Raw genomic sequence first — 25,305 nt, 5'->3', positions numbered from 1 at the left:
ACCTCACGATGCAGCAGTTGCCATCGGCTAGGAGTTAAACCATCTTCTCCTCCAGAGGACTTCCACCTCCAAGTAAGTGCCCATGCCGGGCGTACAATATGAGCTCACCACGGATTTCACCCGTGTACTGACCGCAAAAGCCGGCATGATCCTTGCCCGGGTTGAATATACCAAGGACCTTGATGGTCGAATGATTGCTGTGGTCCACGTCGATGCGCCATATGCTCAAGGCCAGCCGTTACGCATCGAGGCCTATGACGCCGAGGGTGAGTTCAAAGACGACACAGAGCTGTACTACTACGACGTCGCAGGGCCGTCCGGACTGATTGGTCAACGCATCCAGTTACCTGATCTTGCCGAGGGCGATTTGCTGGCGATCTTGGATGTCGGAGCACATGCCTTCGGAGCACATGCCTTCGGAGCACACAGTTCGTTCACCGCGCCGGTCTACGGTATCCGTGCTGATGGTCTGCTGACCGAAACCTCTATACTGCGAAACGGCCAGACTGTTGAAGAGGTCGCTGAATCCGTCGGCGTCTACCAACCACACAAAATGCTGTATTAACGCCGCGAGCGCAGAATATGACCGCACAATTTTCGTTCCACGGGGTTATTGCCTAAAGTGATCAACGTACCCATCCAGAGCGGCTAAGAGATCTGGCTCGTTGACGCCGCAGCAACCACACACTGTGCAGGTGCTACCGCCAGAACCGATGGAAAGGTTTTGATTTTTCTTGACTCAATCCCTAGTCGACACCACCGACTCGACCGTGATCTACCGTGCCGGGCTGGCAGCGGAACTCTTCGATGCGCAATACGCGCACCTACCAAACGGGCTTCCCGGCCCACTGCCACAGTCCATTGTTGACGCCGCGGATCCTGATGTGAATCCAGGTCGTGAGCCAGCTCAAGCCCACTACCGTGGCGATGCCACAGGCCAGCAGGTCAACGAGGCACATCGATTCGCCTATTGGGAAGCAGCTGGCAACCGTCTGCAATGGGAACAACCCTTCACCAACATTCACTCCTGGACTCAGCCCAACCCGGACACCCAAAGTGGCCCCATTGCTCGCTGGTATGACGGTGGCACACTCAACGTCGCGGCTAACTGCGTGGACCGCCACGTTGATGCCGGCCACGGGGACAAAGTCGCACTGCACTTTGAAGGTGAGCCGGGTGACCGTCGAGCTGTCACCTACCGAAACCTCTTAGCAGAAGTCTCCCAAACCGCACATGCGCTAACCGAACTGGGTGTTGAGGCCGGTGACCGCGTGGTCGTGTATCTGCCGGTCATCGTCGAAACCGTCGTGATCGCCCTGGCGTGTGCTCGCATCGGTGCCGTCCACTCCCTAGTATTTGGCGGGTTCTCGGCAGACGCGTTGAAATTCCGCGTCGAAGATACCGGCGCAAAACTGCTTGTCACCTCCGACGGTCAGTACCGCCGAGGTAAAGCCGTGCCGGTCAAAACCGCTGCCGATGAAGCTGTAGCCGGTGATAACAACATCGAACACGTGCTGGTGGTCAACCGAACCGGTCATACCGATATCCCTTGGACGCCACGCCGGGACGTGTGGTGGGACGACATCGTCACCAAGCAGCCAACCGAGCACACGCCCCAGGCATTCGAAGCCGAACATCCACTGTTCATCATGTACACCTCGGGCACGACCGGCCAACCCAAAGGTCTCGTGCATACTTCCGCCGGCTACTTGGCCCACGCATCCGTCACCTACGACTTCTTGTTTTCCAATCCCGATGTTTCTAAACGCGACGACGATGTGCACTGGTGTACCGCCGACCTGGCGTGGGTCACCGCCCACACCTATGAGATCTATGGTCCGTTGTCGAATGGTGCCACCCAAATCATTTACGAGGGTGTCCCCAACGCGCCGCATACTTCACGGCACTTTGAAGTGATCGACCGCTATGGTGTCACCAGCTACTACACAGCGCCCACCCTGCTGCGGTCGCTGATGGGTTGGCACGAGAACGGCCCGCCTGGCGAATACGATCTATCTTCCATCCGGTTGATCGGCACCGTTGGTGAAGCGGTGAACCCGGAAGCCTGGCACTGGGCTCGCAAACACATTGGCCGCAACACCCCGGCAGGCGTGCCGATGGTGGACACTTGGTGGCAATCGGAAACCGGTTCCACCATCATCTCGCCGCGTCAAACAGATACCACATTCAAGCCCGGGTCCGGTTCCCGTCCGTTGCCCGGCGTCAATGTTGCCGTCGTCGATGAACAGGGCAATGCCTCAGAGACCAATCAGCAGGGCGTCATCGTCGTGACCCGCCCTGGCCCCGGCGCCGCTCGCACCGTATGGGGCAACCCAGAGCGCTTCTACAACTCGTATTGGGATGACTACCACTGGGCAGAAGATGGCCGCGGTTGGTTCTTGGCCGGCGACGGCGCCAAAACTGATGAAGACGGTGACATTTGGATTCTCGGACGCATCGATGACGTCATCAACATTTCCGGTCACCGGTTGTCGACCATCGAAATCGAATCCGCCCTGGTGTCGCACACGAATGTGATCGAAGCCGGCGTCACCCCGGTCCCCCACCCCAAAACCGGGCACTGTGCGATCGCGTTTGTCGTGACGCGCGGCGAGTTCCAAGGGGCTGAGGCACAAGCCGAACTCACCCAGTTGGTGGCCAAACAGATCGGTCCGGTGGCCAAACCCAACGATGTCGTCTTCGTCCCCGATGTCCCCAAGACCCGCTCGGGCAAGATCATGCGCCGACTACTCACCCAGTTATACACGGGCGATACCCTTGGTGATACGACCTCGTTGCAGAACGAACCGGCCGTTGCCAAGATCGCCGACGTACTGCAGAACCGTTAGTGGTTGCTGGTTTAGAGCCCGGCCACCCGCCGACACGTCTAGCCGTTACTCAAAAGAGACGTCGGCATCAGCTATTTCACTCGACGGGTGGTAATCGGCAGTTCACGAGCCGTTTTTGCCGTGTCGGCCGCGAGCAACATCGTCCGCATCGACGTCGATTTCTTCCTTGCGGACATCACCAGTCACGGTTTCCGTGTCAGTGACTTTCCGCTTGTCGACGTTGACCCTCTCGGTGGCTACGGTTTCTTTCTCGACCACTGGGCGTTCTTCATGCAGGGTAATGGTCTCGTCAGAGCCCGCCGCGTCGTCGAGTGAACCGGTTTGTGCTTCACCAGAGTTTGGGTCGATCTTCTCACGTTCAACGACGAGCTCTTCGCGCTCGACAGGCACTTCGACTTGCTGACGCTCTGATACCACACGTTTCCGGAGCCGAGCCTGGCCGGCAACATGATCTTGCTTGCCGACATTGAGGCGCTCCTCATAGGCCACTGCGTGTTCTCTACCGCCATCTGCTGCAGTCTGATCTGGAGCTGGTGCAGACGGGTTGTGCCCTCGGCGCCATAGTGTTCGAAGATTCGACGTTCTTCCGAGGGATCAAGGTGTCCATCGGGATCGATATTCGGAGCGTCTTTAATAAAGTCCTTAGTGAATGGCACCGTGATATTGCCTTCTCCGGAAGCGCGAGCGGCATCGAGTGGCACGAAAGTCTGTTTCATACCAAAAAGTCCCGTACTGACGGTGGCGAAGCGTGGTTCTGCAGTCTGATCGTCCAGGTAAACATCTTTGATAGCTCCAACTTTTTCGTTGTCCTGGTCATAGATCGTGGCACCGTAAATGGTCTCTAGATCGAAGTTATTCGTCATTGCCAATCACTTCCTTTCTGAAGCGGAACGGCCATCTCGTTCGGGAGTCGAACAAAACGGCAGAATATCGTTCCAAGGCAGAACCTATAGGACGCAACAACCGCGACGAAACAGCCGATGCTCACAGGAAGCGCATAAGGGTCGATATAAGGTTGAGCTGACTGTTCGCCCAATTCTACGCACCGCTGGCAGCAGTGCTGATAAACTTGAAGAATTTCCCAATTGGTGAGGTTGGGCATATCAGGACAGAGAAGAAGGTGCCATGACTGACCGGTCCGGTAACGCAGGGCCATTGGCAAATGCGTTCCAAATTTATGCCCCCTCACTGATCTATGCGATCGGGCTCGGGGCAATCATGCCTGCTATCGCGGCGGCATCGACCCGGTTCGGCGCGTCCCTGGCACTCGCAGCCAGTACGGTAACGTTGATCGGCATCGGCTCGCTCATCGCCAATGCTCCGGCCGCCCAGTTAGCATCCCGAGCCGGCGAGCGCACCACCATGATCGTCTCGGCCTCGGTGGGCACCATGGGTGTCACCCTGGCTTGGGCGATGGTTGCCGAATGGTTCCCGGTCCCGTCTCCCGCAGATTTCGTCGGGTACATGACCGGCATCTTGATGATCGGCATGGCCGCTGCAGGCTTCAACTTGGCCCGGCAGTCCTACCTCGCCGTGGCGGTGCCACTATCGCACCGTGCACGCGCCATGTCGATGCTCGGCGGGATGCAGCGGGTGGGGCACTTCGTCGGGCCGTTTTTGGGCGCAGCCGTGCAGTCGTTTATGGGTATTCAGGGCGCTTTCGCGGTGGGGGCCGTCTGTATGGGCATCGCGGTGATCGTCACGCTGTGGATTGAAGAACTCGACGATCCGGCTGCCGCGCAAGCAGCCAGCCCACCCACCACCACGAGCCCGCTAGAAATCGTCACCAATCCGACCATGACGTCATTGGCGAAGGAACATTGGCGGGTCCTGCTATCCACCGGGCTGGGTGTGCTGTGTTTGACGGCTCTACGCGCCTCACGCACCGCGGTCATCCCGCTGTGGGCCGAACACATTGGTCTCAGCCCGGCACAAGCCTCGTTAATCTATGGGGTATCCGGGGCGATCGATATGCTGATGTTCTATCCGGCCGGCGCCATCATGGATCGCAAGGGCCGTCGCGTCGTCGCGGTCGCGTGCCTTTCCGGGTTGGCACTAGGGTGTGCCGTGGTGCCACTGACCGACTCGAGCGTATGGCTCATGGTGGCAGCGTTTCTCATCGGGCTTGGCAATGGCTTTGGCGCCGGGATTGTGATGACGTTGGGCGCCGACTATTCACCCGCGGTGGGCCGTCCCAAGTTTCTCGCCCTGTGGCGTCTGCTGTCAGATGCAGGGATGCTCAGCGGTCCTCTGCTGATTTCCGCGGTCACCGCGCTGTCGACCTTGGCGGCTGGTATTTGGGCGATTGCCGCCATGGCCGTGGTTGGCGCCGGGATTTTCGCCCGGACCCTACCCGCTGGGCCGGGTCCGGTGACGAAACACGACTCTACGAAAAGTCAGTAATGACCAGACGGTTCACTTTTGGATCACGAATCATCTCGTAGCCTTTGTTGACGTCTGTCAGCTTGAGCTCGCCGGAGACAATATCGTCCAGGTTCAACCGACCGGCCTGATACTGCTCAACCAGCATGGCCATATCGCGTTTCGGCACGCCCGACCCCATAAAGACCCCCTGGACGGCCTTGCGGTTGAACGCATTTTGCATCGGGACGGTGTCCAACGTATCGGTACCGGAGCCCATACCGATTTGGTACAGGGTGCCACCGGCATCCAACATGTCATAACCCTGGCGGGCCGTCACGCCAATCCCGACGACGTCGAATACGGTACGCACACCGTAGCCTCCGGTCAGTTCTTTGATGGCTTCGACGGGATCAGTTTCCGAAGAGTTCACAGTGTGAGTTGCACCGAAACTCTTGGCAGCCTCAAGGGATTCAGCATTGAGGTCGACCGAGATGATTTTGCCCGCACTGGCCAGTACGGCACCGGATACGACGTTCAGGCCGACACCGCCGGCACCAATGATGACGACGTCTTCACCTGGCTTGACCTTGGCGGCATTCAGCACCGCACCCGTCCCGGTAATGACACCGCAGCCCAGCACGGCGGCCTGTGCGAAAGGCATATCGTTTGGTAGTTTGACCAACATGTTCTCGTGCACGAGTGACTGCTGCGCAAAACCACCCAGCGCCATCCCCTGGGTTACGGCGTCACCGTTGGCATCCGTCAAACGTGGTGCTTCACCTTCGGGACGAAGGGTCAGCTGGGGCGAACGGCACAGCCCTGGTTCCCCGTCCAAACATTGTTCACATTTGCCGCAGTACTGTACGAGGCAAGCAGCCACATGGTCGCCCACCGCAAATTCGGTGACGTTAGGCCCAACTGCGGAAACCACGCCCGCAATTTCGTGGCCCAGCACTGCCGGAGGTGGGTATTGGACTTCGTTGCTCATCTCCATGTGGTCTGAACCGCACAGGCCCGAGGCTTTCAGCTCAACCAATACTTCTTGACCGATGGGATCGGCAATCTGCAGCTCTTCTTCAACCCAGCCACCGCCGAGTTCACGAACAACCATTGCTTTCATTCTGCGATACCTCCACTATGAACACCGTGTTGTGCACTCTGTACCACTCTATAGAAGGCCACGCGTCACACCAAAGGTCGAGCCATCACGGACCCCAACCGTGCGCGCCAGGCCAAGAAGCGTGCACCAAATACCTAGTTGACGCACATCACTTTTGACAACCTAGACTCAAGACACAGAACTCTTCTAAGAGTTCTTCAACCAAACCCGGAGGGATGCATGTCCACAGATCTCACAACCTATGAAAACTTGCTCGCCGCCATCACCGTTGACGACGGCAGCCCGGTGCATGACCCAGCCACCGGCGAATTCGTCGGCAACACTACGATCTCGACGCCCGAAGATGTTGATGCCGCAGTGGCCCGCGCGAAAACAGCCCAGCAATCATGGGGCGCGCTGACCCATGCTGAGCGTTCGGGTTACCTCCACAAAGCAGCAGATGCGGTCAACGCGTCGGCAGAAGCCCTGGCCGAACTCTTGGCACGCGAAGTGGGCAAACCACTCAACGGCCCAAACGCGCGCTTCGAAGCTGGCGCGTGTGAAGCATGGCTTCGTGCCAATGCTGACTTCGAGATCGAAGACGAAGTCCTCGTCGATGATGAATCGGGTAAGGCAGTCCTGTCTTATGTGCCAATCGGCGTGGTGGGTGCCATTGGTCCGTGGAACTGGCCGATGATGATTTCGATCTGGCAACTGGCACCTTCCCTGCGCATGGGCAATACCGTCATCATGAAGCCATCGGAAAATACCCCGCTGTCAGTCCAGGCACTCGTGCAAGTACTCAACCAAGTCCTGCCCGATGATGTTCTGCAGGTTGTGCCGGGTGCCGGTGAAATCGGTCAGGCCGTCTCGGAACACCCAGACATCGACAAGATCATGTTCACCGGTTCCACCAAGACCGGACAGGCCATCATGCGCAGTGCGGCATCCGACATGAAGCGGGTGACCCTTGAACTCGGCGGCAACGACGCCGGCATCGTGCTGGACGACATTAATGTTGAGCAGATGGCCGAAGAAATCTTCTGGGGCGCTTTTATCAACACTGGTCAGACCTGTGCTGCACTGAAACGTCTATATGTGCCAGCGTCGATCTATGATGAGGTCGTGACTGCCCTGGCCAATGTGGCCAAGACCGCACCGATGGGTCAAGGCATGTCCGAGGACAACGTGCTTGGGCCGCTACAGAACGAGGCCCAGCAGTCCATCGTGGCCGATCTGGTCGAGGATGCACGCAAGGCCGGTGCCACCATTGCGGCCGGTGGCGATCCTGTAGCTGATCAGCCGGGCTATTTCTACCCGGCCACCATCGTCTCGGATATTGCCCAGGACAACCCGCTGGTACAGATCGAACAGTTCGGTCCGGCCCTGCCGATCATCAAATACGACACCATCGATCAGGCCATCGAGTGGGCCAATGAGCTCGAGGTCGGTTTGGGTTCATCGGTCTGGTCGGCAGACGAGGCCAAGGCTCGTGAGGTTGCCAACCGCCTGATCGCTGGCACCACCTGGATCAATAAGCACGGCGCGGTCGATCCACGCATCCCATTCGGCGGCGTGAAGAAATCCGGTATGGGGCTGGAATTTGGCGTTGAAGGACTCAAGCAAGTCGCACTCCCGAAGGTGACCGCACGATAAGGCGACATCTCAGTGCGCTACGGTTGCCCCGATCATGCTTTGAATGGTCGGGGCAGCGTTGTATTGCGGCGCGAACACGCTGTCCGAGAGTTTCTTCTCTTCCTGCAGAAACCAGTCCTTAGTATTGAGCTATGAACATGGAAGCACGAGATCTGGACTTCTGGTCGTGGACGCAGCTGGTGCATCAGAACTTTCCGAACATTGAGCTCAGCACACCACTTCGCGACGCGTTCCGGGCGGGTCAGCATCATGTGTCACTCGATGAGATTCAGCTGTTCGACATGGACACGGATCCGCACACTGTGACACAACGCGATGTACGCACTTCAGCCACCGAGCAAAATCTCTGCAAGTTATCGCTACAATTTTCAGGGACCACGCAGCTGTCCCAAGACGGTCGGCAGTGCACGCTACAATCCGGCGACCTGGCGCTCTACGTCGCCCACCGCCCGTATACGCTCGAGTACACGCAACGACAGCGCAGCCTGATTATTCAATTCCCTCAGGGGATGCTGCACCTGGTACAGCATCAAATCGCCCAGGTGACAGCCATTCCGGTCAATGCGAAGACCGGTCTCGGACGAGTGGCTGTGCCCCTCTTTGAACAATTAGCCGCCAACCTACACATCCTAGAAGGCCCGCATGCACTCCGGCTGGTACGTTCAGCCTTGGAAATGCTGGTAACCGTTTTACACGAAGCCTCGAGACCACAACGTGCTCCGCACGAACACAATCCGCTCTTCTACCAAGCCGTGGCGTTCATCGACGATCATCTCCATGACCCAGAGCTCGGGCCACAAATGATTGCCGAGTATTTTTATATCTCCTTGCGACAATTACACAACAAATTTGCTGAAGAAGACCACACGGTCAGTTCGTATATCCGTGCCGAAAGAATCCGCCGGATACGCGATGATCTGGCCGATCCGACGCTGCACAATGAGACCGTGCAGACCATCAGCTCTCGGTACGGCCTGACGGATGCCTCGCATGTTTCAAAATTATTCAAACAAACCTACGGCGAGACGCCGTCTGGATATCGCCACACGATTTTCGGGGACTAATGCTCCTCAGGATCCCATCGATAGCGGCGCATATCTATGGTCTTGCCCGGTATGTCGAGGCCCTCATCCCGGAGATATGCGAGCTGTTGTGGTTTCGCCACGGAGCCATCGGTCCGCACGATTCTATGCCAGGGCAGATCAGCGCCATCTTCTTTGAGCACCCAGCCAATAATGCGCGGCGTTGAAGCCCCGGCTAGTTCGGCAATGTCACCGTAGCTCGCCACGCTGCCAGCTGGCACGCTTGCGATGACCGCACGGATTCGTTCATGCAGCTCTTCGTCCATGCTCCTCCTATCCACTCTCAACCGCTCAAGGCACCCGATGCTTTCTTACCGTACCGGCAGTGTCGATCCTGAGTCATATATAAATCGTGGAGCGGCCGTTAGGCTGATTTTACAAGGCCGATACAACCTATTGACCGACAGCAGCTGAACTGGAATTTGCGAGACGAAAGAGGAACAGCGCATGTTTGGATTATCAAGTGCCGTAGAAAATATCGAGCAGATGAAAAATCTCGATCCCGTGTCCAAGAAGCTCACCGGATGGGTTTCGAAAGCCACCGACCCGGATGTTATCAAAAACGCTCTGTCTGGAACCTGGGTCGGACACCAATTGCACCCGCTTGCCACAGACCTGCCAATGGGTGCCTGGTCGATGGCCAGCCTTCTAGATATTACCGGCCGTGGTCAAATGCATCGTGCCGCACAACACTTAGTCGGTGTCGGCATTCTAACGTCGCTTCCCGCAGCCGCTTCAGGTGCTTCCGACTGGTCCGAGACGATTGGCGAGAGCCGACGCGTCGGATTGGTCCACGCCCTCGGCAATGCCGCCGGCACTTGTCTACAACTGGGCTCGTGGATAGCTCGCCGATCCGGGCACAATAGACTCGGAGCAACACTGTCTTTAGCCGGTCTCACCTCCACGATGGGGGCTGCGTATTTGGGCGGCCATTTGTCCCTCGATATGGGAGTTGGCGTCAACCAAACCGCTGGTGAGCAAAAGGCCACTCAGTGGGTTGAGGTGGCAACCGAAGACGATGTGGCCGAGGGGCAACTAACGCGCGTCACGGCAAACGATACGCCCGTCGTCCTGACGCGCCACCGTGGACAACTCCGCGCACTGTCAGCAACGTGTCCGCACGCCGGCGGGTCGTTAGACGAAGGACATATCGAAAACGACTGCGTCGTGTGTCCGCTGCACCAGAGTAAATTCCGTCTCACCGACGGCCAACCGGAGCGAGGCCCCACGGCCTATCCAGCACCATCGTGGAGGGTTCGCGAAGCAGACGGACGGATCGCCATCAAAAGTGTCGCATAACGCTACGTTCTTCACCATCGGGCACTCCAATCGAGACCTGTCAGAGTTTGTCACCATGCTCGAAGAAAACGCGGTGACCCACCTGGTTGACGTCCGCAGGCTCCCCGGGTCTAATCGCTACCCGCATTTCAACGCGGATTCTCTTGCCGACGCGCTCGCCGAGCATGACATCGGATTCACACGGCTTGAAGGCCTCGCCGGACGACGACCCGTCAGCAAAGACATCGCATTTGAGGTCAACGCATGGTGGGAGAATCGGAGCTTCCACAATTACGCAGATCATGCACTGTCGGACGACTTTGCTGCTGCATTCAATGAGTTGCGCGATATCGGGAGGCAGCGGTCGACGGCGATCATGTGTGCCGAAGCGGTTTGGTGGCGCTGCCATCGACGCATCATTGCCGACCACCTCCTGGCAACCGAGCACGATGTACACCACATCATGGGGCCCGGCCAGCTCAAACCGGCAACGCTGAGCGCCGGCGCCACAGTAAAAAGCGATGGCACAGTGGTCTATCCTGAGTGATACGCAGCCCTGCGTTCGACGTCACAACAGGTGATTAGAAAACTCACGTTTAGGCTGTGAACGACCAACGGATTACACATCTGTATAACCGCAAGGTTTGAGACGCGGTGAATTTTTGTGACGAATTTGCAGTAATCCTGTAATGCATTGGGCAAATTATTCCAACACTTTCCGTTGAATGAGCAATATCGTGCGTCAATTTTTTGTGACCACTCCGTGAGTAGCCGTGCCCCGGTTCACGGATTCGGATGTTTTTACCCGGTATTGCAAGATTTGGGCCAGGTCGTAAAGAGGGCGAAAGTAGATACGTTGCAATGAAAGGTGAACCACATCTATGCGTCCACAGGTCACAAATAACGCCGGCAGCTCCGCCGCAGCGAAGCAGATCACACCCGGAGAACGTCGCCGTGTCTTGGCCGGCACCCTCGTGGGTACCGTCATCGAGTGGTACGACTTTTTCATCTACGCACTTGCCGCAAACATTGTGTTTGCACAACTTTTCTTTGCTCCCGCAGGCGAGGAATACCAGCGCATCTTCTCGCTGGTCACGATTGGCCTGTCTTTCCTCTTCCGTCCGCTCGGCGCTGCTGTAGCCGGACGCCTCGGTGACCGCTTTGGACGCAAACCATTGCTCGTGATCACACTGATCATGATGGGCATCGCGACCACCACCATGGGTTTCCTCCCCACTTATGACCAGATCGGTCTGTGGGCGCCATTCCTGTTGCTCTTCTTACGCATCCTGCAGGGCTTCTCGGCAGGCGGCGAGTGGGGCGGCGCCGTATTGATGTCGGTTGAATACGCCCCCGTTGGCAAACGTGGATTCTTTGGCGCTTTCCCACAGATCGGTGTACCGGTTGGCATGTTGCTGGCTTCGGCGGTCTTGGCACTCATGAACTGGATTGCACCCGGTGAGGCCTTCTATGAATGGGGCTGGCGTGTACCGTTCATGCTTTCGATCGTGTTGGTCGTCGTCGGGCTCTTCGTCCGTTCAGCCGTTGACGAGTCCCCCGTCTTCAACGAAATCGCCGCTGTCAAAGCTGGAAAACCAGCTGGCGTCACGCAGGTCAAACCTCCGAAACTCTTGCCGAAATTTGGCTTCATTATGTTCTTCGGCATCCTGCTCGTAGCCGGAAACGGCGCCGCGGGGTACATGATCACCGGCGGATACATCCAGGGCGTTGCCGCACGACCACTCGATGACGGTGGCCTGGGCTATGACCCGGTCGGCGTTCAATTGGCCGTCTTGGTAGCAGCCGCGGTGTGGCTGGTTTCGACCCTGGCATCTGGTTGGCTGTCTGATAAGTTCAGCCGCCGCGGCGTGATGATCATCGGCTGGTTCGTTCAAGCCGCAGGGATCATTCCATTGTTTGAACTCATCAAGAACTTCGGTGTGGCCGGGGTCCTCATCGGAACGTCGCTGCTAGCCATCGGCCTCGGGATGACGTATGGCCCACAGGCTGTGTGGTACGCCGAGCTTTTCCCCGCGTCGGTTCGCTACTCGGGTGTGTCGATCTCATATGCACTCGGCGCGATTGTCGGTGGCGCGTTTGCACCAACCATCGCAGAACTGTTGATGACGTCCTTCGGCACCACGTGGTCCGTCGTCATCTACCTGCTGGTCATGGCTGCGCTGGGACTCGTTGGCGCGTCTGTACTGAAGGAAACCAAAGACATCCGCATCGACTACGGTTTCGAAGCCAGCGGAGCGTGGGAAGACTGGAACGCCGGTCGGAAGTCGCTGAGCGATTCCCTCGCCAGGGAAGAAGACAATAAGCAGCCCGCTCAAGTTTCTGAACAGTCCGCTGCGGCCACGAGATAATATCTCAGTATTCCGCGAACACGAAGGCCACCGTCATTCTTGGACGGTGGCCTTCGTGCTTTGTGAGACGGTTCGAGTGGCTACAGAGCAGCCTCCGGGTAGATCTGACCGATAGGCAGTTTCTTCTCCGCCTGGAAAGCGTCCTCTTCGCGCCCATACGCCCAGTAAGCAGATAATGACAGATCCGCGCGATCCACCCCACGCTCATCATTGAGATAGACACGCAATGACTTCATAGTTTCACGTTCCCCGTGAATAAAAGCCTGCACGCGACCTTCGCGCCACGGCAGGTCTTTGACGGCCTGCTCAATCACCGTGGTGTCCGGGGTAAATTCCCCGCCGCGGTGCAACCACGTAATCTCGATGCCCTCAGGTGCAGTCAAGTTCCATTCATCTGCTTCGGTGGCAACCTCGATCAATGCGTGACCGACAGCCTTCGTAGGCATGGCGTCTAACGCTGCCCCGATGGCCGGGATTGCGGCCTCATCACCGGCGAGCAAATACCAGTCCGCTTCAGGCTCCGGTTGAAATTTGCCACCCGGGCCGGAGAATTGCAACAAGTCGCCGACTTTGGCGTTCTCTGCCCACGGGCCAGCAAGACCATCGGCACCATGAATCACGAAATCCATTTTCAGGGTCTTGGCATTGTAATCAACCGAGTGCACGGTGTAGGTCCGACGTAACGGCAGTTCATCCTTGGGAAGGGTCTTACGCAGTTCATCCATATCAAATGGCGGAGTCAGCCCGGATGCAGGATCCCGAGGCAACAGCAGTTTGACGTATTTATCGACTGCTTCGGAATCCTGGAAAAGGTCAAAATCTTTCCCACCAAATGTAATGCGCTTAAATGTCGGTGAGAGATCCTCGGTTGCCACAACCTCCATCACCATCTGTGGACGACGTGAACGGCTACTGGCAGGACGAGTTGTTTGCTGAGACAAGAAGATTCCTCCGCGCTAAAAATAGGGCACAATATAATGAGCTATTACCCAAGGCTAGCCTAAGTGCACACCACTGTGTAGCCAATGTCTCGAAAATGCTCGAGATACGGCAGTATTATGCCCCCAGACGAGTGACGCTGCCCCACGACGTGACGGCCGCCGACTCGGCCCCTAGACTGTGCCCATGCGCAAAGTATCCTCAGTCGTGCTCCGTACCTCCGCAATCGTTCTGGCAGCTGGTCTTAGCCTGGCCGGTTGCTCATCCGAGGCGTATGAAAACCAACCAGGCGGTGTCGGCCTGTTGGTCAACACCACCACAGATTAACCGCATAGCGGGTCACTGAGTGCTTAGACTGGAGCGTATGACCAAACGTGCTTCCGTAGTATTTCGCGCCGCCGCCATTGCACTCGCAGCTGGCCTCGGCCTGGCCGCATGCTCCTCTGACAATGCTGATGGCCCCTCCAATGACAACGGCGAGAATCTGGAAGTACCCGAAGCTCCTGCCGCGACCGCCGAGGAAACCGGGCTGGCCGAGACTCTGGAATCAGAGTTCGAGGTGACATCCGTCCAGACGCTCGAGGATCAGTGGCCTGATCTCAACGCAATGGCATCAGCACTCTCCGGCACCGCAGAACCGGATTTGTGTCAGGAAGCTGGTGCCGCACAGTACGGGTTATTTGTGAATTCCAAACCACCCAACGTACGCGCGTCGTTCACCGAAGAGGCGCTACTGGACGACAATGCCAGCGGCGAAACCGTGCACGCGTTCTTCGCCAATGACGAGGCCCCAGCAGACCGCATCCAAGAGGTACACGAAAACACCGACACTGCGTGCGTTGAAGAATACGAGTCCAACGTCGCCCACGAGGTAACCCAGCAGGAAGTCGACGGCGAGCAAGTCGATGTGCACACCTGGCAGGTGGAAGCATCTGAACAACTCACCGGCCGCATGGTCGATGTCGTCGGCGATGAGATCTACGTCCGCTACGCAGCGGCCTATCCCCCACAAGTCTTAGTCGAAGAGCTCAACGACGCCAGTGAAACCGAGTTCAACGAACAAGCAACCGAGCGCGCATTGACCGCATATGAGGCCGCAACAGCGCAATAACACCCACGCCGGTTACGATGAGTGCGTGACTCAAACCAACTATGTGCCATCCGGCAGCGAAGTCGTCCAGTCCCTGCCGTGGAAGTGGAACGTTCAAGGCCGCATTTTCATCATCGGCGGCCTGGGCTTCATGTTCGATGCCTGGGACGTGTCCCTCAACGGCATCCTCATTCCCCTGCTGTCCGACGAGTGGGACCTGAGCGCAGGCCAAGCCGCCTGGATCGGTACCGCCAACCTGCTGGGCATGGCACTGGGCGCGTTCGTGTGGGCGACGATTGCCGACCGCATTGGACGCAAAGCTGCTTTCACCGCCACACTGGCGGTCTTTGCACTCTTCACGGTGGCCGGGGCACTCACCACCGATATCGTCACCTTTGCTGTACTGCGCTTCATCGCAGGATTCGGGCTCGGTGGTGCCATACCGGTGGACTATGCCCTGGTCGGAGAATTCACCCCACGAAAACACCGCGGCCGAGTGCTCACCGCCATGGATGCCTGGTGGCCGATCGGATCCGCCCTTGCCGGATTTGTTTCGGCCTGGTTACTGGCCATGTGGGCTGACTGGCGCCCACCATTATTGGCCATGGTCTTACCGGCCATTCTGCTGATTTTCGTGCGACTCTGGATCCCCGAATCACCGATGTTTCTGATCCGGAAAAACCGTCACAACGAAGCCCGAAAAGTCATTGACAACCTGGTCAAGGCCACCGGAACCAAACCGGTTGAATACCGACTGGAGACCATGGACGACGTCCCAAAGATGTCGGCCGGTGCCGTCTTCGATCAACTGCGTCGCGTCTGGGCATTCTCATGGCGCACCACGCTTGCCGTCTGGCTTCTGTTTTTGACGGTCATGTTCGTCTACTACGTCTCCCTGCAGTGGCTGCCCACATTCCTGATGGAAGCCGGATTCGAACAAACCCAAGCATTTTTGACCACCGGCGGCATGTCGGCCATCGGGCTCGTGGGCGCGCTGGTGGCGACATTCCTGGTTGAGAAAACCGGGCGGCGGCCTCTGCTCGCAGTCTCTGCGGTACTAGGATCCATTCTGCTCGTGGTGCTGGCTGCATTCCTCCACGTCCCAGCCGCAGTCCTACCGCTGGTGTTGATCTATGGCATGGTTGTCCAAGTGGCCATCCCGGTCATGTATGCCTATGCTTCCGAGCTCTACCCCACCGATCTGCGCTCTTCTGGATTCGGATGGGCCTCGGCGGTCTCAAGGATCTCCGCGGGTATCGGCCCGCTGCTCTTCGTGACTCACCTGGTACCGGCCCTGACCCTTGCCGGCGCCTTCGCATTTGCTGGCGGACTGGTTGTGCTCGCCGTGATCGCGATGTTCCTGTTAGCCCCAGAAACTACGGGACGAGATCTGCAGGATTAGTGCCGTGTTGAAGCACATACGGTGTGAACACTGTCAATATTTGCATGATTTTGTTTGAATGAGATCATTGTACTCAGCTGTCGCCTAGCATTTCCCGAGTCGGGACCGAGCGCAGCAACGAACGAAACATCGCAATAAGGTAGGTGTATCATGAGTTCCTCTCACTCGAACTCTTCGACTGAGGAAGCCTTCGGCGCACAGTCGCCGGAGCCCGGTAAGACCGGAGAAAATGAGCAGCCCTCAACTATCGCTCAGACCGAAGCGGCGATGGAAGAACTGCCGGAGGAACAGCGTCTCCACGACGAAGATTCCGACGTTCGCATCGTCGGTAAACTCAAGGCCCAGGGCGTGCGCCTCGGACGGGGAATGATCGCACCCGCCGTGTTCTGGCCCTCGCTGATCATCGTTGGGGCCTTCGCGATCTTCGGGATTTTCTTTCCGGAAGCCGCCGACACAGCCCTGTCGTCAACACAGGCGTGGATTGTTTCCACCTTCGGCTGGTGGTACATGGCGGTTATCGCCGCCTTCATCGTGTTCGTCCTAGTGATCGCCTTCTCGAAGTACGGGAAAATCAAACTCGGCGGGCCCAATGACAAGCCTGAATTCAGTACGATGTCCTGGTTCACCATGCTTTTCAGCGCTGGCATGGGCGTCGGCCTGATCTTCTACGGTACCGGCGAACCACTTATTTTCGCGGAAGTGAACCCGAACCCTGGCTGGGAAGAGGGCAGCGCACGTGACATGAGCCATATGGCCATGGCGCAGACCTTCGTCCACTGGGGCCTGCACCCCTGGGCCGTTTACGCTGTCATCGGCTTGGCCATCGCCTACGCCGTTCATCGCCGCGGCCGGCCCGTATCCATTCGGTGGGCCTTCGAACCGCTCTTTGGTGACCGAGTCAAAGGCTGGATCGGCGATGTGATCGACATCCTGGCGATCTTCGGCACACTGTTCGGTATTGCGACCTCACTCGGCCTCGGCGCGCAGCAGATTGCCGCCGGTCTAGGAGCAATGGGCTGGGTCGAGGACTCAGGCAGCACCACGTTGCTGGTCGTGCTGATCTCAGTCATTACAATCCTGGCGCTTGCATCAGTCGTCTCGGGACTGGGCAAAGGCATTAAGTGGTTGTCCAACTTTAATATCTCCCTTGCCGGCATACTGCTGATCGCTGTACTGCTGTTGGGCCCGACCCTCTTCCTGGTTCAGAACCTGGTTGAATCATTCGGCGCCTACATTTCTAATGTCGCGGGCATGTCCTTCGACACCCAGGCATTTACCGGTCAAGAGGGCCAAGACTGGTCTTCGGCTTGGACGCTGTTCTACTGGGGCTGGTGGATCGCCTGGGCCCCCTTCGTCGGCGTCTTTATCGCACGCATTTCGCGGGGACGCACGGTACGTCAGTTCATCACCGCAGTCATGCTGGTACCCTTCACCGTGGGCATCGTCTGGTTCTCCATCATGGGTGGTTCCAGCTTGTTCAAGTACGTGCTCAACGACACCGATATGAGTCACCTGATTGGCGATGACGGAAGCCTCCTGGCGGAAGAGACGCTCTTCGACATCCTCGGCGACCTACCACTCGGATCGATACTGTCGGTGATTGCGATCATCGTGATTGCGATCTTCTTCATCACCTCGTCCGACTCCGGCTCACTGGTGGTGGACATGCTCGCATCCGGCGGTCATCCAAACCCACCAATCTGGTCCCGCGTACTCTTCGCAGTACTCGAAGGTGTGCTGGCGGCCGCTTTGCTGATTGCTGGCGGTTTGACGGCGCTGCAAGCCGGCTCACTGATCACTGCTCTGCCGTTTAGCGTTCTGTTGGCCATCATGTGCGTGGCCATCGTACGAGCGTTCAGAGTAGATCATCTACAGCTGAGTCAGCAACGATCCGCGCAAGAGTACTATCAGCTCAGCGACCGGTTGGCTGAAGACTTCGACACCGCGTTTGGCGATCAAGTCGACCACCGAATCGACTACCGCCTGCAGGCAACCCGCGGTATCCTCAACCGCGGTGGACGCGGCGATACTGCCACGCTTACGCAGCCAGAGGCCGACGAGTCGCCAAAGACCCGGGCGTGGCCACAACGCAAGGGCAAAGGTCGACGCAAAAAATAACTGAGCACTTCTGACGCTCAGCAATCAGTTCGGGGGACTCGCAATCCAAGCGGGTCCCCCGAACTTGTATTCAACGCCTGGCTCGTGACGACTCAGCCGGATCGCTGACGAACAGCTGACAACTGTCTTTAGAATTGTTTCAATGAATCCAAGGTGACCGTCATCACGCAGGCGCCGCAGCATGTCTCTGCGTGAAAGTAACCATAGAAAGAAGGATGAGATGAGCCAATCACAGGATCAGACATCCAAACAAACAGCGAATGAGCGTCCCTCTGAAGCGAAGGATCGCGCCGCGAACATCCCGGAAGCGAGCGGCGGGCCAAACGCTAAGCGCGCCCGCAGCTCGGTATCGGTTATTGCACCGTGGTGGTAGCGAGCACTGCACCACCAGCATCCAAGGCTTCGACCGCCACGTATTCGGAATCGTCCAACACCGGAATCGACGTCTCGAACGACGCCTTATTCACCGAGGTTTCTTGGGTGACGTCGTCTTCATCTGAACCAGCGAGCAGACGCCAGCGGTCGACTTCGGTTGCGCCATTCCAGGAGACATAGGCCCGCTGCTGACCGTTATCGGCTTGTTGTACAACAACATCCGGTTCCGTATTGGGCTGACCTTCCCAAGGGCCCTTATATGCTCGGTAGCTTCCGCCGCCACCACCAATGGGGCTCTCGTGGCAGCCATCACCGTGGCACACGTCGTAGATCAGTTCGCCCTCGTTGGTGTACTCAGAAAAGTAGGACTGCTGGCCCCAACCGATCATCATGTTGCCGTTGTCCAGCGGCTGCGTGTTGGCCATCGAACCGGCTGGACGGTCTTGTGGTGGAGTATATTCGGTCACCACCGAGGCCGTCATGGCATCCTCATCAACATCCAGGCGAAGCCCGCGCGATGACTTGTCCTCATCCGAATTATTGGCGTGGTTGTCCAGCAGGGTCAAGGTGCCGTCAGCATCCCGGGCTGCCGAGTGCTGCCATTTGAACACCGCGTCATCGTCCATGTCGAAGTCGCTGGATTTGCCGCCCAGTGTCCAATTCAGGTCACCGGATTCCCGGTCGATTTGATACACGGCGTGCGTGTGACGCGCGGACAGTAGAATCGCGTCTTCGTCATCGACGGTGGCTGAGTTGATATGGAAATAGTCAAACGGATTGTCCCTGGTACCCAACTCGGCTTCATCGTCGTCCTCATCATCGAGTTGTTCCTGGTGTTCTTCCTCAAAGTCCAGCATCGCGTCTGTGACCGGCACATGATCCAGTGCACTCCATTCAAGCAGCACCTCGCCGGTTTCCATATCGACTTCTTGGACCATCGCGTTTTCGACCCAGCCATCTTCGGGACCGCCGATGTCGCGCAAATCTATTTGCGTACCGACGTAGGCCAACAACAGCATCGTGCCGTCATCGGTGATCGTCATATCGTGAAAATCAGTTTCGTGCGGCGGCAGCGAACCCCCGGTGGTCACCGTGTTGAACACCTGATAATCCTCGTCCATCAGGTAGATGTCGCCGTAGCCGCACCCACCTGAGGCCGGGCCCTTGAAGTACGTGAGCACTGTTTCGTCCTGATACTGCTGCGGGCGCAAGTCGAAGTGGCCGTCATCCCCATCATGTTGGCCGGAGGGATCCATCCACACCACTTCACCAGTGGGATCCAGAATCATGGCCGCGCTCGTCGGCGTGTCAGTGTCAAAGTTTGGGGTGACGAAAATGTACTCGTCCGATTCGGCGAACTCGTCGTCCCAGGCCTCACCGCGGGTCATATCAATCTCGGGCGGCATCAAGTCCGGTCGGGACTCGAAACTTTGATGCGGCACGGGCGTATCCCCGCATCCAACCAACACCAAGCTCAGGGTTGTTGTGGCAGTGAGACCTAGGGTTCGGGAGATTTTATGCTGACTCGCCATAGTCTGGGATTCTATACCCTAGGCGGACCAATGTTGGTACCCGATCAAATCAGGGAGTGGCTCCAGTTGGATCCCCACCTCATCCCCCGAGGCATCGATCTGCCAGTCGCCGTCAGCCCACACCATGTCCAGCACTACCGAGGTGCGGGAGGTTTCAGAACCATCAAACGACGTGACGGCCATATCGATCTGTGCGGTGTCTCCTTCGTAGTTCACCAACCGGAAGCCACCCAACGCAGTATCAGCCTCGGCAAAGACGCTGGAGAATAGCGTTTCGGCTTCCGCCTGATGCTGGCCGGAGTACTCACCCGCAAAGAAATTCAGATCGTCTTCCCAGAAGGACGGGTTGACCAGCTGGCCGGAGTAAGCCGAAGCCGCGAACAGCATGCCGCGCGGCGAGTGTTCAAAACAGCTGAATTCGCCGTCGGAATCGTAATTGCCCGGACCATAGGTATCCGAGGTCGGCAACCATGCACCTCGATGTTCAACCCATTGGGCATCCGGGGTATCGGCGATCGACCCTTCCAACGCGACCCCACCGAGGTCGCAGACCGAATCGGTGGCCTGCTCCGAATAGAGTGCATCTTGGCCGAACTCGTTGTCGTCGTCGAGCGACGAGAGAATAAACGTCATGACCAACGCGGTGGCAGCTACTGCGATACCGATGATGGTCAGCACACCTTTACCGGTGGTCCAGAAATTGGCTTGCTGGGTCTGCGGCGGGTTTTCAGAGGTAGTGGTTTCACGCTTAGTCATCGGCCGCCAGTCTAGCCGGAATCTTTGGGTGTCAGCTGGATGCGGGCGGGTATGCTGGCAGGTGAGAGATTGTAGTCCGTAGTAAAGGATGTCATGGCAGATCATAAATTTGGGTTCCGCACACGCGCCCTCCACGCCGGGTCGGTGCCGGATGCTGTTCACGGTTCGCGCGCCGTACCGATTTACCAGACGACGTCATTCGTCTTTGAAACCCAGCAGGACGCAGCAGACCTGTTCGCTCTGCAGAAATACGGCAACATTTACTCCCGTATTTCCAACCCGACCGTGGCCGCATTCGAAGAACGCATTGCTGCCTTGGAAGGCGGCATCGGTGCGGTGGCGACGGCTTCCGGGCAGGCCGCTGAATTCGTGACCATCGCGGCGTTAGCTGGCGCCGGTGACCACATCGTGGCATCGTCCAAACTTTACGGCGGCACCGTCACCCAGTTTGACGTGTCACTGCGCCGTTTCGGGGTGGACACCACATTCGTCGACTCTACCGAAGTCGAAGATTTCGAAGCCGCCATCACCCCCAATACCAAGGCCATATACACCGAGATCGTTGCCAACCCCTCCGGTGTGATCGTTGATTTGGAAGGTTTGGGCAAGCTGGCCGCCGAGCACGGTATCCCGCTGATCGTTGACGCCACGTTGACCCCGCCGTACCTGATCCGCCCGTTAGAACACGGGGCCGATATCGTCATCCACTCGGCCACCAAATTCTTGGGTGGACACGGCACCACCATGGGCGGCGTCGTCGTGGAATCCGGCAAATTCCCGTGGGATAACGGCAACTTCCCTTCGATGACGGAACCGGTCGCCTCGTATAACAACCTGTCTTGGTACGGCAACTTCGGCGAGTTCGGCTTCCTGACCAAGCTGCGCAACGAGCAGCTCCGCGACTTTGGTCCGACACTATCCGCTCAGGCCGCGTTCCAGCTGATGATCGGGGTTGAAACCCTGCCACAGCGCATGGACGAACACCTGACCAATGCTTACCAGGTCGCCGAATGGTTAGCCGCAGACGACCGGATTGAATACGTGAACTTCGCCGGGCTCAAAGACAATCCCTATTATGAACGCGGTCAAGAGCTGCTGCCATTGGGTGTGGGCTCGGTATTCAGCTTTGGCGTGAAAGGTAGCCGAAAGGCTTCCGCAGATTTCATGGCTAACCTACAGTTGGCATCACACCTGGCAAATATTGGTGATGCGAAAACCCTGATGTTGCATCCGGGTTCGACCACCCACCAGCAGCTCTCGGAACAACAACTCGAAGCAGCTGGCATTCCAGATGATTTGGTGCGCATCTCGGTGGGCATCGAAGATGTCGATGACATTATCTGGGACCTCGACCAGGCGTTGACCGCAACGATGAAAGACGCCTAAGGAGAATCAATGACTGCCATATCTGAACGTAAATGGGTCGGTCCAGGGGCTGTTGAGCGCCTGAACATCCTGCAAAATGTTAAAACCATAGCCATTGTTGGTGCGTCCGATAAGCTCAAGCGCGCCTCGTACTTTGTCTCCACCTACCTGTTGGCTTCGTCGACGTATGACGTATACTTCGTCAACCCGATTCTGGCAGAGAAGGGCGGCGAGATCCTGGGGCATCCGGTCTACGCTTCACTTGAAGATATTCCGGTGCAGGTCGATATGGTCGACGTGTTCCGTCGTGCTGAAGACACCCCCGAGATCGCCAAAGAGGCCGCCACCATTGGTGCCAAGTACTTCTGGTTGCAACTCGGCATCTGGTCCGATGAAGCAGCCGAGGTCGCTGAAGACCTCGGGTTGACCGTGGTGATGGACCGTTGCGTGAAGATTGAACACGCACGTTTCCACGGCGGCCTGAACTTAGCTGGCTTCAACACCGGCGTGATTTCCTCAAAGCGACAGCGACTCGACGCCTAAAGCTTGCGAGTACACACCGGCCGTTGGGTTTTGACCCGGCGGCCGGTTACGTATTTCGACATAGTTGAGCGCACGTTTATCTAGTGGCCACATCCACTACTGTGGTGGACATGAGTACCGCCCTACCTGTCGATTGGAAGCCCTGGCGTAGCGCAACACCCCTTGGCAACCAGCGCCCCACGAAAACAGATCTTGCTGATTCACTCCATTCTGGTCTGGGGCGTGAGGACGTCTTGCCATTTCCCACCGACGAGCAGTGTGCCGACACGCTACGCATACTCATTGTTGGCATCAACCCGAGTCCTTGGACCGCCGCAGTGAACGCACCGTTTGCTCGTCCGGGCAATCGATTCTGGCGGTCTCTGGCCACCGCCGGGATCACACCTCATACAGTGGATGCCTCCAGAGGACTGTCCAATGACGATGAACGAATGCTTGCCGAATTGGGCTTGGGCATTACGAACCTTGTCACAAAGCCAACGGCGCGAGCGGATGAACTCACAGCGGACGAATTGCGCGCGGGAGGCTCTCACCTGGTTGAGCGCGTCGCCGTACTGCAGCCAAGAGTCGTAGCGATACTCGGCATCACCGCGTTTCGTACAGCGTTTTCAATGCCGCACGCGTCACTTGGACCACAGTCAACGGAGACGTTCGCGGGGTGGCCTCCAAACACTCAATTGTGGGCGATGCCGAACCCGAGTGGGCTCAACGCGCACGAGAGCATTCAAACGCTTGCCGAGAAGTGGACCGCAGTGTGGGACGCCTCAAGTACGCCCTAACTGAAAATGATGGAGCCACCATGGCAAGTCGTTAGGCGGCGATGCGCATGGTGATTTCGGTGTGGTGGTGCCGGTAGTTGTTGGTGTCGAATCGTGGGTTGGGGTCGATATCTGGCGGCCCGTCGTCGGGGTCATCGGGTGGCCCGGTATCATCTGGCCCGTGTTCTTCGGGTGGGTCACCGGTGTCGGGTGGCTCGGCTGTACTGACTGGTGGGGTGGTCGTGGTGTATTGGTGACCGGTCGGGGTGATCACGGTCAAATGGTCGGGGTTGCCTTCGTGGCGCCATCCGGTGGCTTCTTTGGTCTGGTTACAGGCCGCGCAGAGCCCGCTGGCATTATCCCAACTGGTGGGCCCGCCGTTGTTGACGGGGGTGATGTGGTCAATCTGCTGAATCGGCGCATCACAATAGGGTGTGCGACATACGCCGTCTCGCAGGGTGACCATACGTTTCAATCCTTCGGGGAACGCGCGACGACGCGACTCCATCCCCACCAGCTGGTGATTTTCAGGCCGGGTGAATACCCTGCGCAGAAAGACCTCTGCATTCGGGTCAGCAACCCAATCCCTTGCGGTCTTAGCGGGGATGGGGCCGTGGCCGGTCAACCATGCCGGGGCCTGCCCCTCACCAAACAACGCCGCATCAGTCATCACCAGCTGCACTTCAGCGGCCACCGCAGGTGCCGTGGTCTGGCCGGTAGCACGTTCAATGAGCAGATCCGCCATGAGCTGATCACGAGTCCGCCGCGGCCCTGAGGGGTTGGCAGGATCCACAGTGTCACCATCAGCAACCCGACTAGTCGCTGCTTTATGTAGGCAGGCCAGCACGACGACGGCTTGGGGCATCGGCACCAACGCCGAAATATAAGCCATCCCACCGGGGGCGGGACGTACTGATACCCGACGCTGCGACCGAGACCGCTCCTGTCGATCCCGGGCGGTGACCTGGTCCAGCTTCTGGGCCTCACCACGCACCAGGTTGCCTAAGGTTCGGGGCCCCACCCCGTCTAGCCGGTGGGCTATCCGCTCATCAACCATCCGGCGGTGCTGGGTGGAGAGCCATTTGGTTTCTGTGGCGACGACCTGGGCGTGCTCCTCATGAATCACCCCGGCCTCTAGAGCGTGCAGGGTGTTGGGTAAACACCCGACCAATGCGTGGGCGGTGTCCAGGTGGCGTTTGCCACGGGCCGGGGAATCACCCCGAGCCAACCCAACCTCTGAAGCCAGACCTGTACCCCACCGATCTTTCGGCACACCTGCGGCAGCTTGCTTATTCAACCGGTATTGCTCCAACACCGCAGTATGTTTGGCCTGGACCGCCGACAGCGCCGATTTGCTGCGTTCTAGCACAGCCAACAACTCAATCGCCTCAGCCTCAGACCCCGCAGGATCCATCTCGACAAGATCCTCACACACTGCTTCTAGGTCTGCTACCAGTGCCGAGGAACGCTGCACAGTCTGCTCAAGACTCACAAGGCACCACTCCTTTCAACACAGGAGACACAGACCAAAGGCTTTCCAAAAACCGGGAAGGACTGTTCAGGGTATTGCCCCTATTCTACCGTGCATTGAGTCACATGACAAGAGTTCTACATATCTTTTGAAGTACTTTAAGTTACTTGAAGTCGGTGTATATCACGTGAATATCACGAGTGCATGGTGTGTCGCTACTTTTGTGGATAACTCAGCAACACAATCAACCACTATCCAC

The 25,305-nt window shown here is 57.8% G+C and carries 22 protein-coding genes, 1 pseudogene and 1 riboswitch; of the genes and pseudogenes, 15 read left to right on the top strand and 8 right to left on the bottom strand.

Annotated elements, in window-relative coordinates; all coding sequences use genetic code 11:
- Nucleotides 1-82: 82 nt before the first annotated feature.
- Both ACYVJT_RS09015 and acs read left to right on the top strand, forming a co-directional pair.
- Nucleotides 83-565, top strand: a complete 483-nt coding sequence (locus tag ACYVJT_RS09015) for a type III PLP-dependent enzyme domain-containing protein (RefSeq protein WP_343956872.1) — start codon at nt 83-85, stop codon at nt 563-565.
- A 67-nt stretch (nt 566-632) separates the two neighbouring features.
- A riboswitch (SAM riboswitch) is annotated at nt 633-720 on the top strand.
- A gap of 164 nt (nt 721-884) precedes the next feature.
- Nucleotides 885-2,849 carry an acetate--CoA ligase gene (gene acs, locus ACYVJT_RS09010; protein ID WP_425579864.1) on the top strand — a complete coding sequence of 655 codons (1,965 nt, stop codon included), beginning with the start codon at nt 885-887 and terminating at the stop codon, nt 2,847-2,849.
- Nucleotides 2,850-2,951: 102 nt separating this feature from the next.
- Here the strand turns inward: acs and ACYVJT_RS09005 are convergent, their stop codons facing one another.
- Nucleotides 2,952-3,338, bottom strand: a complete 387-nt coding sequence (locus ACYVJT_RS09005; RefSeq protein WP_343956871.1) for a YsnF/AvaK domain-containing protein — start codon at nt 3,336-3,338, stop codon at nt 2,952-2,954.
- A 209-nt stretch (nt 3,339-3,547) separates the two neighbouring features.
- Nucleotides 3,548-3,712 (bottom strand): annotated as a pseudogene (locus ACYVJT_RS09000) (PRC-barrel domain-containing protein); the annotation flags it as partial.
- A 262-nt stretch (nt 3,713-3,974) separates the two neighbouring features.
- On the opposite strand from ACYVJT_RS09000, the gene ACYVJT_RS08995 reads away from it, so the two are divergent.
- Nucleotides 3,975-5,252: an MFS transporter gene (locus ACYVJT_RS08995; RefSeq protein ID WP_343956870.1), complete on the top strand. Its 1,278-nt coding sequence runs from the start codon at nt 3,975-3,977 to the stop codon at nt 5,250-5,252.
- Here the strand turns inward: ACYVJT_RS08995 and ACYVJT_RS08990 are convergent.
- Nucleotides 5,236-6,324 (bottom strand): zinc-binding dehydrogenase, encoded by a 1,089-nt coding sequence (locus tag ACYVJT_RS08990; RefSeq protein ID WP_343956868.1) that lies wholly within the window; start codon nt 6,322-6,324, stop codon nt 5,236-5,238. The two genes, ACYVJT_RS08995 and ACYVJT_RS08990, sit on opposite strands and share 17 nt — an antisense overlap.
- A 228-nt stretch (nt 6,325-6,552) precedes the next feature.
- Here ACYVJT_RS08990 and ACYVJT_RS08985 point away from each other — a divergent pair, with 228 nt between their 5' ends.
- Nucleotides 6,553-7,968: an aldehyde dehydrogenase family protein gene (locus tag ACYVJT_RS08985; RefSeq protein WP_343956867.1), complete on the top strand. Its 1,416-nt coding sequence runs from the start codon at nt 6,553-6,555 to the stop codon at nt 7,966-7,968.
- A gap of 131 nt (nt 7,969-8,099) precedes the next feature.
- Entirely contained in the window at nt 8,100-9,032 is a 933-nt protein-coding gene (locus tag ACYVJT_RS08980) for an AraC-like ligand-binding domain-containing protein (protein WP_343956866.1), read from the top strand.
- On the opposite strand, the gene ACYVJT_RS08975 is transcribed toward ACYVJT_RS08980, so the two are convergent.
- Entirely contained in the window at nt 9,029-9,316 is a 288-nt protein-coding gene (locus tag ACYVJT_RS08975) for an MGMT family protein (protein WP_343956864.1), read from the bottom strand. The genes ACYVJT_RS08980 and ACYVJT_RS08975 overlap by 4 nt on opposite strands.
- A gap of 181 nt (nt 9,317-9,497) precedes the next feature.
- On the opposite strand from ACYVJT_RS08975, the gene ACYVJT_RS08970 reads away from it, so the two are divergent.
- The 3 genes from ACYVJT_RS08970 to ACYVJT_RS08960 all read left to right on the top strand — a co-directional run bounded on the left by ACYVJT_RS08970 (nt 9,498) and on the right by ACYVJT_RS08960 (nt 12,697).
- Nucleotides 9,498-10,349, top strand: coding sequence for a Rieske (2Fe-2S) protein (locus tag ACYVJT_RS08970; protein WP_343956863.1), 852 nt, complete (start codon nt 9,498-9,500; stop codon nt 10,347-10,349).
- Nucleotides 10,339-10,875 (top strand): DUF488 domain-containing protein, encoded by a 537-nt coding sequence (locus tag ACYVJT_RS08965; RefSeq protein WP_343956862.1) that lies wholly within the window; start codon nt 10,339-10,341, stop codon nt 10,873-10,875. Before ACYVJT_RS08970 ends, ACYVJT_RS08965 begins: the two co-directional genes overlap by 11 nt.
- 334 nt (nt 10,876-11,209) lie before the next feature.
- The gene (locus ACYVJT_RS08960) at nt 11,210-12,697 is read left to right on the top strand and encodes an MFS transporter (RefSeq protein WP_343956861.1); all 1,488 of its coding nucleotides are present in this window, start codon (nt 11,210-11,212) and stop codon (nt 12,695-12,697) included.
- Nucleotides 12,698-12,777: 80 nt separating this feature from the next.
- Here ACYVJT_RS08960 and ACYVJT_RS08955 read toward each other — a convergent pair whose 3' ends face one another.
- On the bottom strand, nt 12,778-13,638 hold the full coding sequence (locus tag ACYVJT_RS08955; RefSeq protein ID WP_343956860.1) for a siderophore-interacting protein: 861 nt from the start codon (nt 13,636-13,638) through the stop codon (nt 12,778-12,780).
- A gap of 184 nt (nt 13,639-13,822) precedes the next feature.
- Here ACYVJT_RS08955 and ACYVJT_RS08950 point away from each other — a divergent pair, with 184 nt between their 5' ends.
- From ACYVJT_RS08950 to ACYVJT_RS08935, 4 genes are all read left to right on the top strand, one after another.
- Nucleotides 13,823-13,963 carry a hypothetical protein gene (locus ACYVJT_RS08950; protein ID WP_343956859.1) on the top strand — a complete coding sequence of 47 codons (141 nt, stop codon included), beginning with the start codon at nt 13,823-13,825 and terminating at the stop codon, nt 13,961-13,963.
- 37 nt (nt 13,964-14,000) lie between these two features.
- Nucleotides 14,001-14,747 carry a hypothetical protein gene (locus ACYVJT_RS08945; RefSeq protein ID WP_343956858.1) on the top strand — a complete coding sequence of 249 codons (747 nt, stop codon included), beginning with the start codon at nt 14,001-14,003 and terminating at the stop codon, nt 14,745-14,747.
- Nucleotides 14,748-14,772: 25 nt separating this feature from the next.
- The gene (locus ACYVJT_RS08940) at nt 14,773-16,128 is read left to right on the top strand and encodes an MFS transporter (RefSeq protein WP_343956857.1); all 1,356 of its coding nucleotides are present in this window, start codon (nt 14,773-14,775) and stop codon (nt 16,126-16,128) included.
- A gap of 150 nt (nt 16,129-16,278) precedes the next feature.
- Entirely contained in the window at nt 16,279-18,246 is a 1,968-nt protein-coding gene (locus ACYVJT_RS08935; protein ID WP_425579863.1) for a BCCT family transporter, read from the top strand.
- A gap of 353 nt (nt 18,247-18,599) precedes the next feature.
- Here the strand turns inward: ACYVJT_RS08935 and ACYVJT_RS08930 are convergent, their stop codons facing one another.
- Entirely contained in the window at nt 18,600-20,153 is a 1,554-nt protein-coding gene (locus tag ACYVJT_RS08930; RefSeq protein WP_343956856.1) for an arylsulfotransferase family protein, read from the bottom strand.
- Nucleotides 20,154-20,171: 18 nt separating this feature from the next.
- The gene (locus ACYVJT_RS08925; RefSeq protein WP_343956855.1) at nt 20,172-20,909 is read right to left on the bottom strand and encodes a DUF8175 domain-containg protein; all 738 of its coding nucleotides are present in this window, start codon (nt 20,907-20,909) and stop codon (nt 20,172-20,174) included.
- Nucleotides 20,910-21,002: 93 nt separating this feature from the next.
- Between ACYVJT_RS08925 and ACYVJT_RS08920 the strand changes: the two genes are divergently transcribed.
- The 3 genes from ACYVJT_RS08920 (at nt 21,003) to ACYVJT_RS08910 (ending at nt 23,596) form a co-directional block, all read left to right on the top strand.
- Nucleotides 21,003-22,295 (top strand): O-acetylhomoserine aminocarboxypropyltransferase/cysteine synthase family protein, encoded by a 1,293-nt coding sequence (locus ACYVJT_RS08920; protein ID WP_343956854.1) that lies wholly within the window; start codon nt 21,003-21,005, stop codon nt 22,293-22,295.
- Nucleotides 22,296-22,304: 9 nt separating this feature from the next.
- The gene (locus ACYVJT_RS08915) at nt 22,305-22,817 is read left to right on the top strand and encodes a CoA-binding protein (RefSeq protein ID WP_343956851.1); all 513 of its coding nucleotides are present in this window, start codon (nt 22,305-22,307) and stop codon (nt 22,815-22,817) included.
- A gap of 110 nt (nt 22,818-22,927) precedes the next feature.
- Nucleotides 22,928-23,596: a mismatch-specific DNA-glycosylase gene (locus ACYVJT_RS08910; protein ID WP_343956850.1), complete on the top strand. Its 669-nt coding sequence runs from the start codon at nt 22,928-22,930 to the stop codon at nt 23,594-23,596.
- A 31-nt stretch (nt 23,597-23,627) separates the two neighbouring features.
- Here the strand turns inward: ACYVJT_RS08910 and ACYVJT_RS08905 are convergent, their stop codons facing one another.
- Nucleotides 23,628-25,067 (bottom strand): HNH endonuclease, encoded by a 1,440-nt coding sequence (locus ACYVJT_RS08905; RefSeq protein ID WP_343956849.1) that lies wholly within the window; start codon nt 25,065-25,067, stop codon nt 23,628-23,630.
- Between the last annotated feature and the right edge of the window lie 238 nt (nt 25,068-25,305).

Source organism: Yaniella soli (assembly GCF_054782375.1).
Note: the sequence above shows the minus strand (reverse complement) of the source record. Positions and strands in the feature narration are given on the sequence as shown.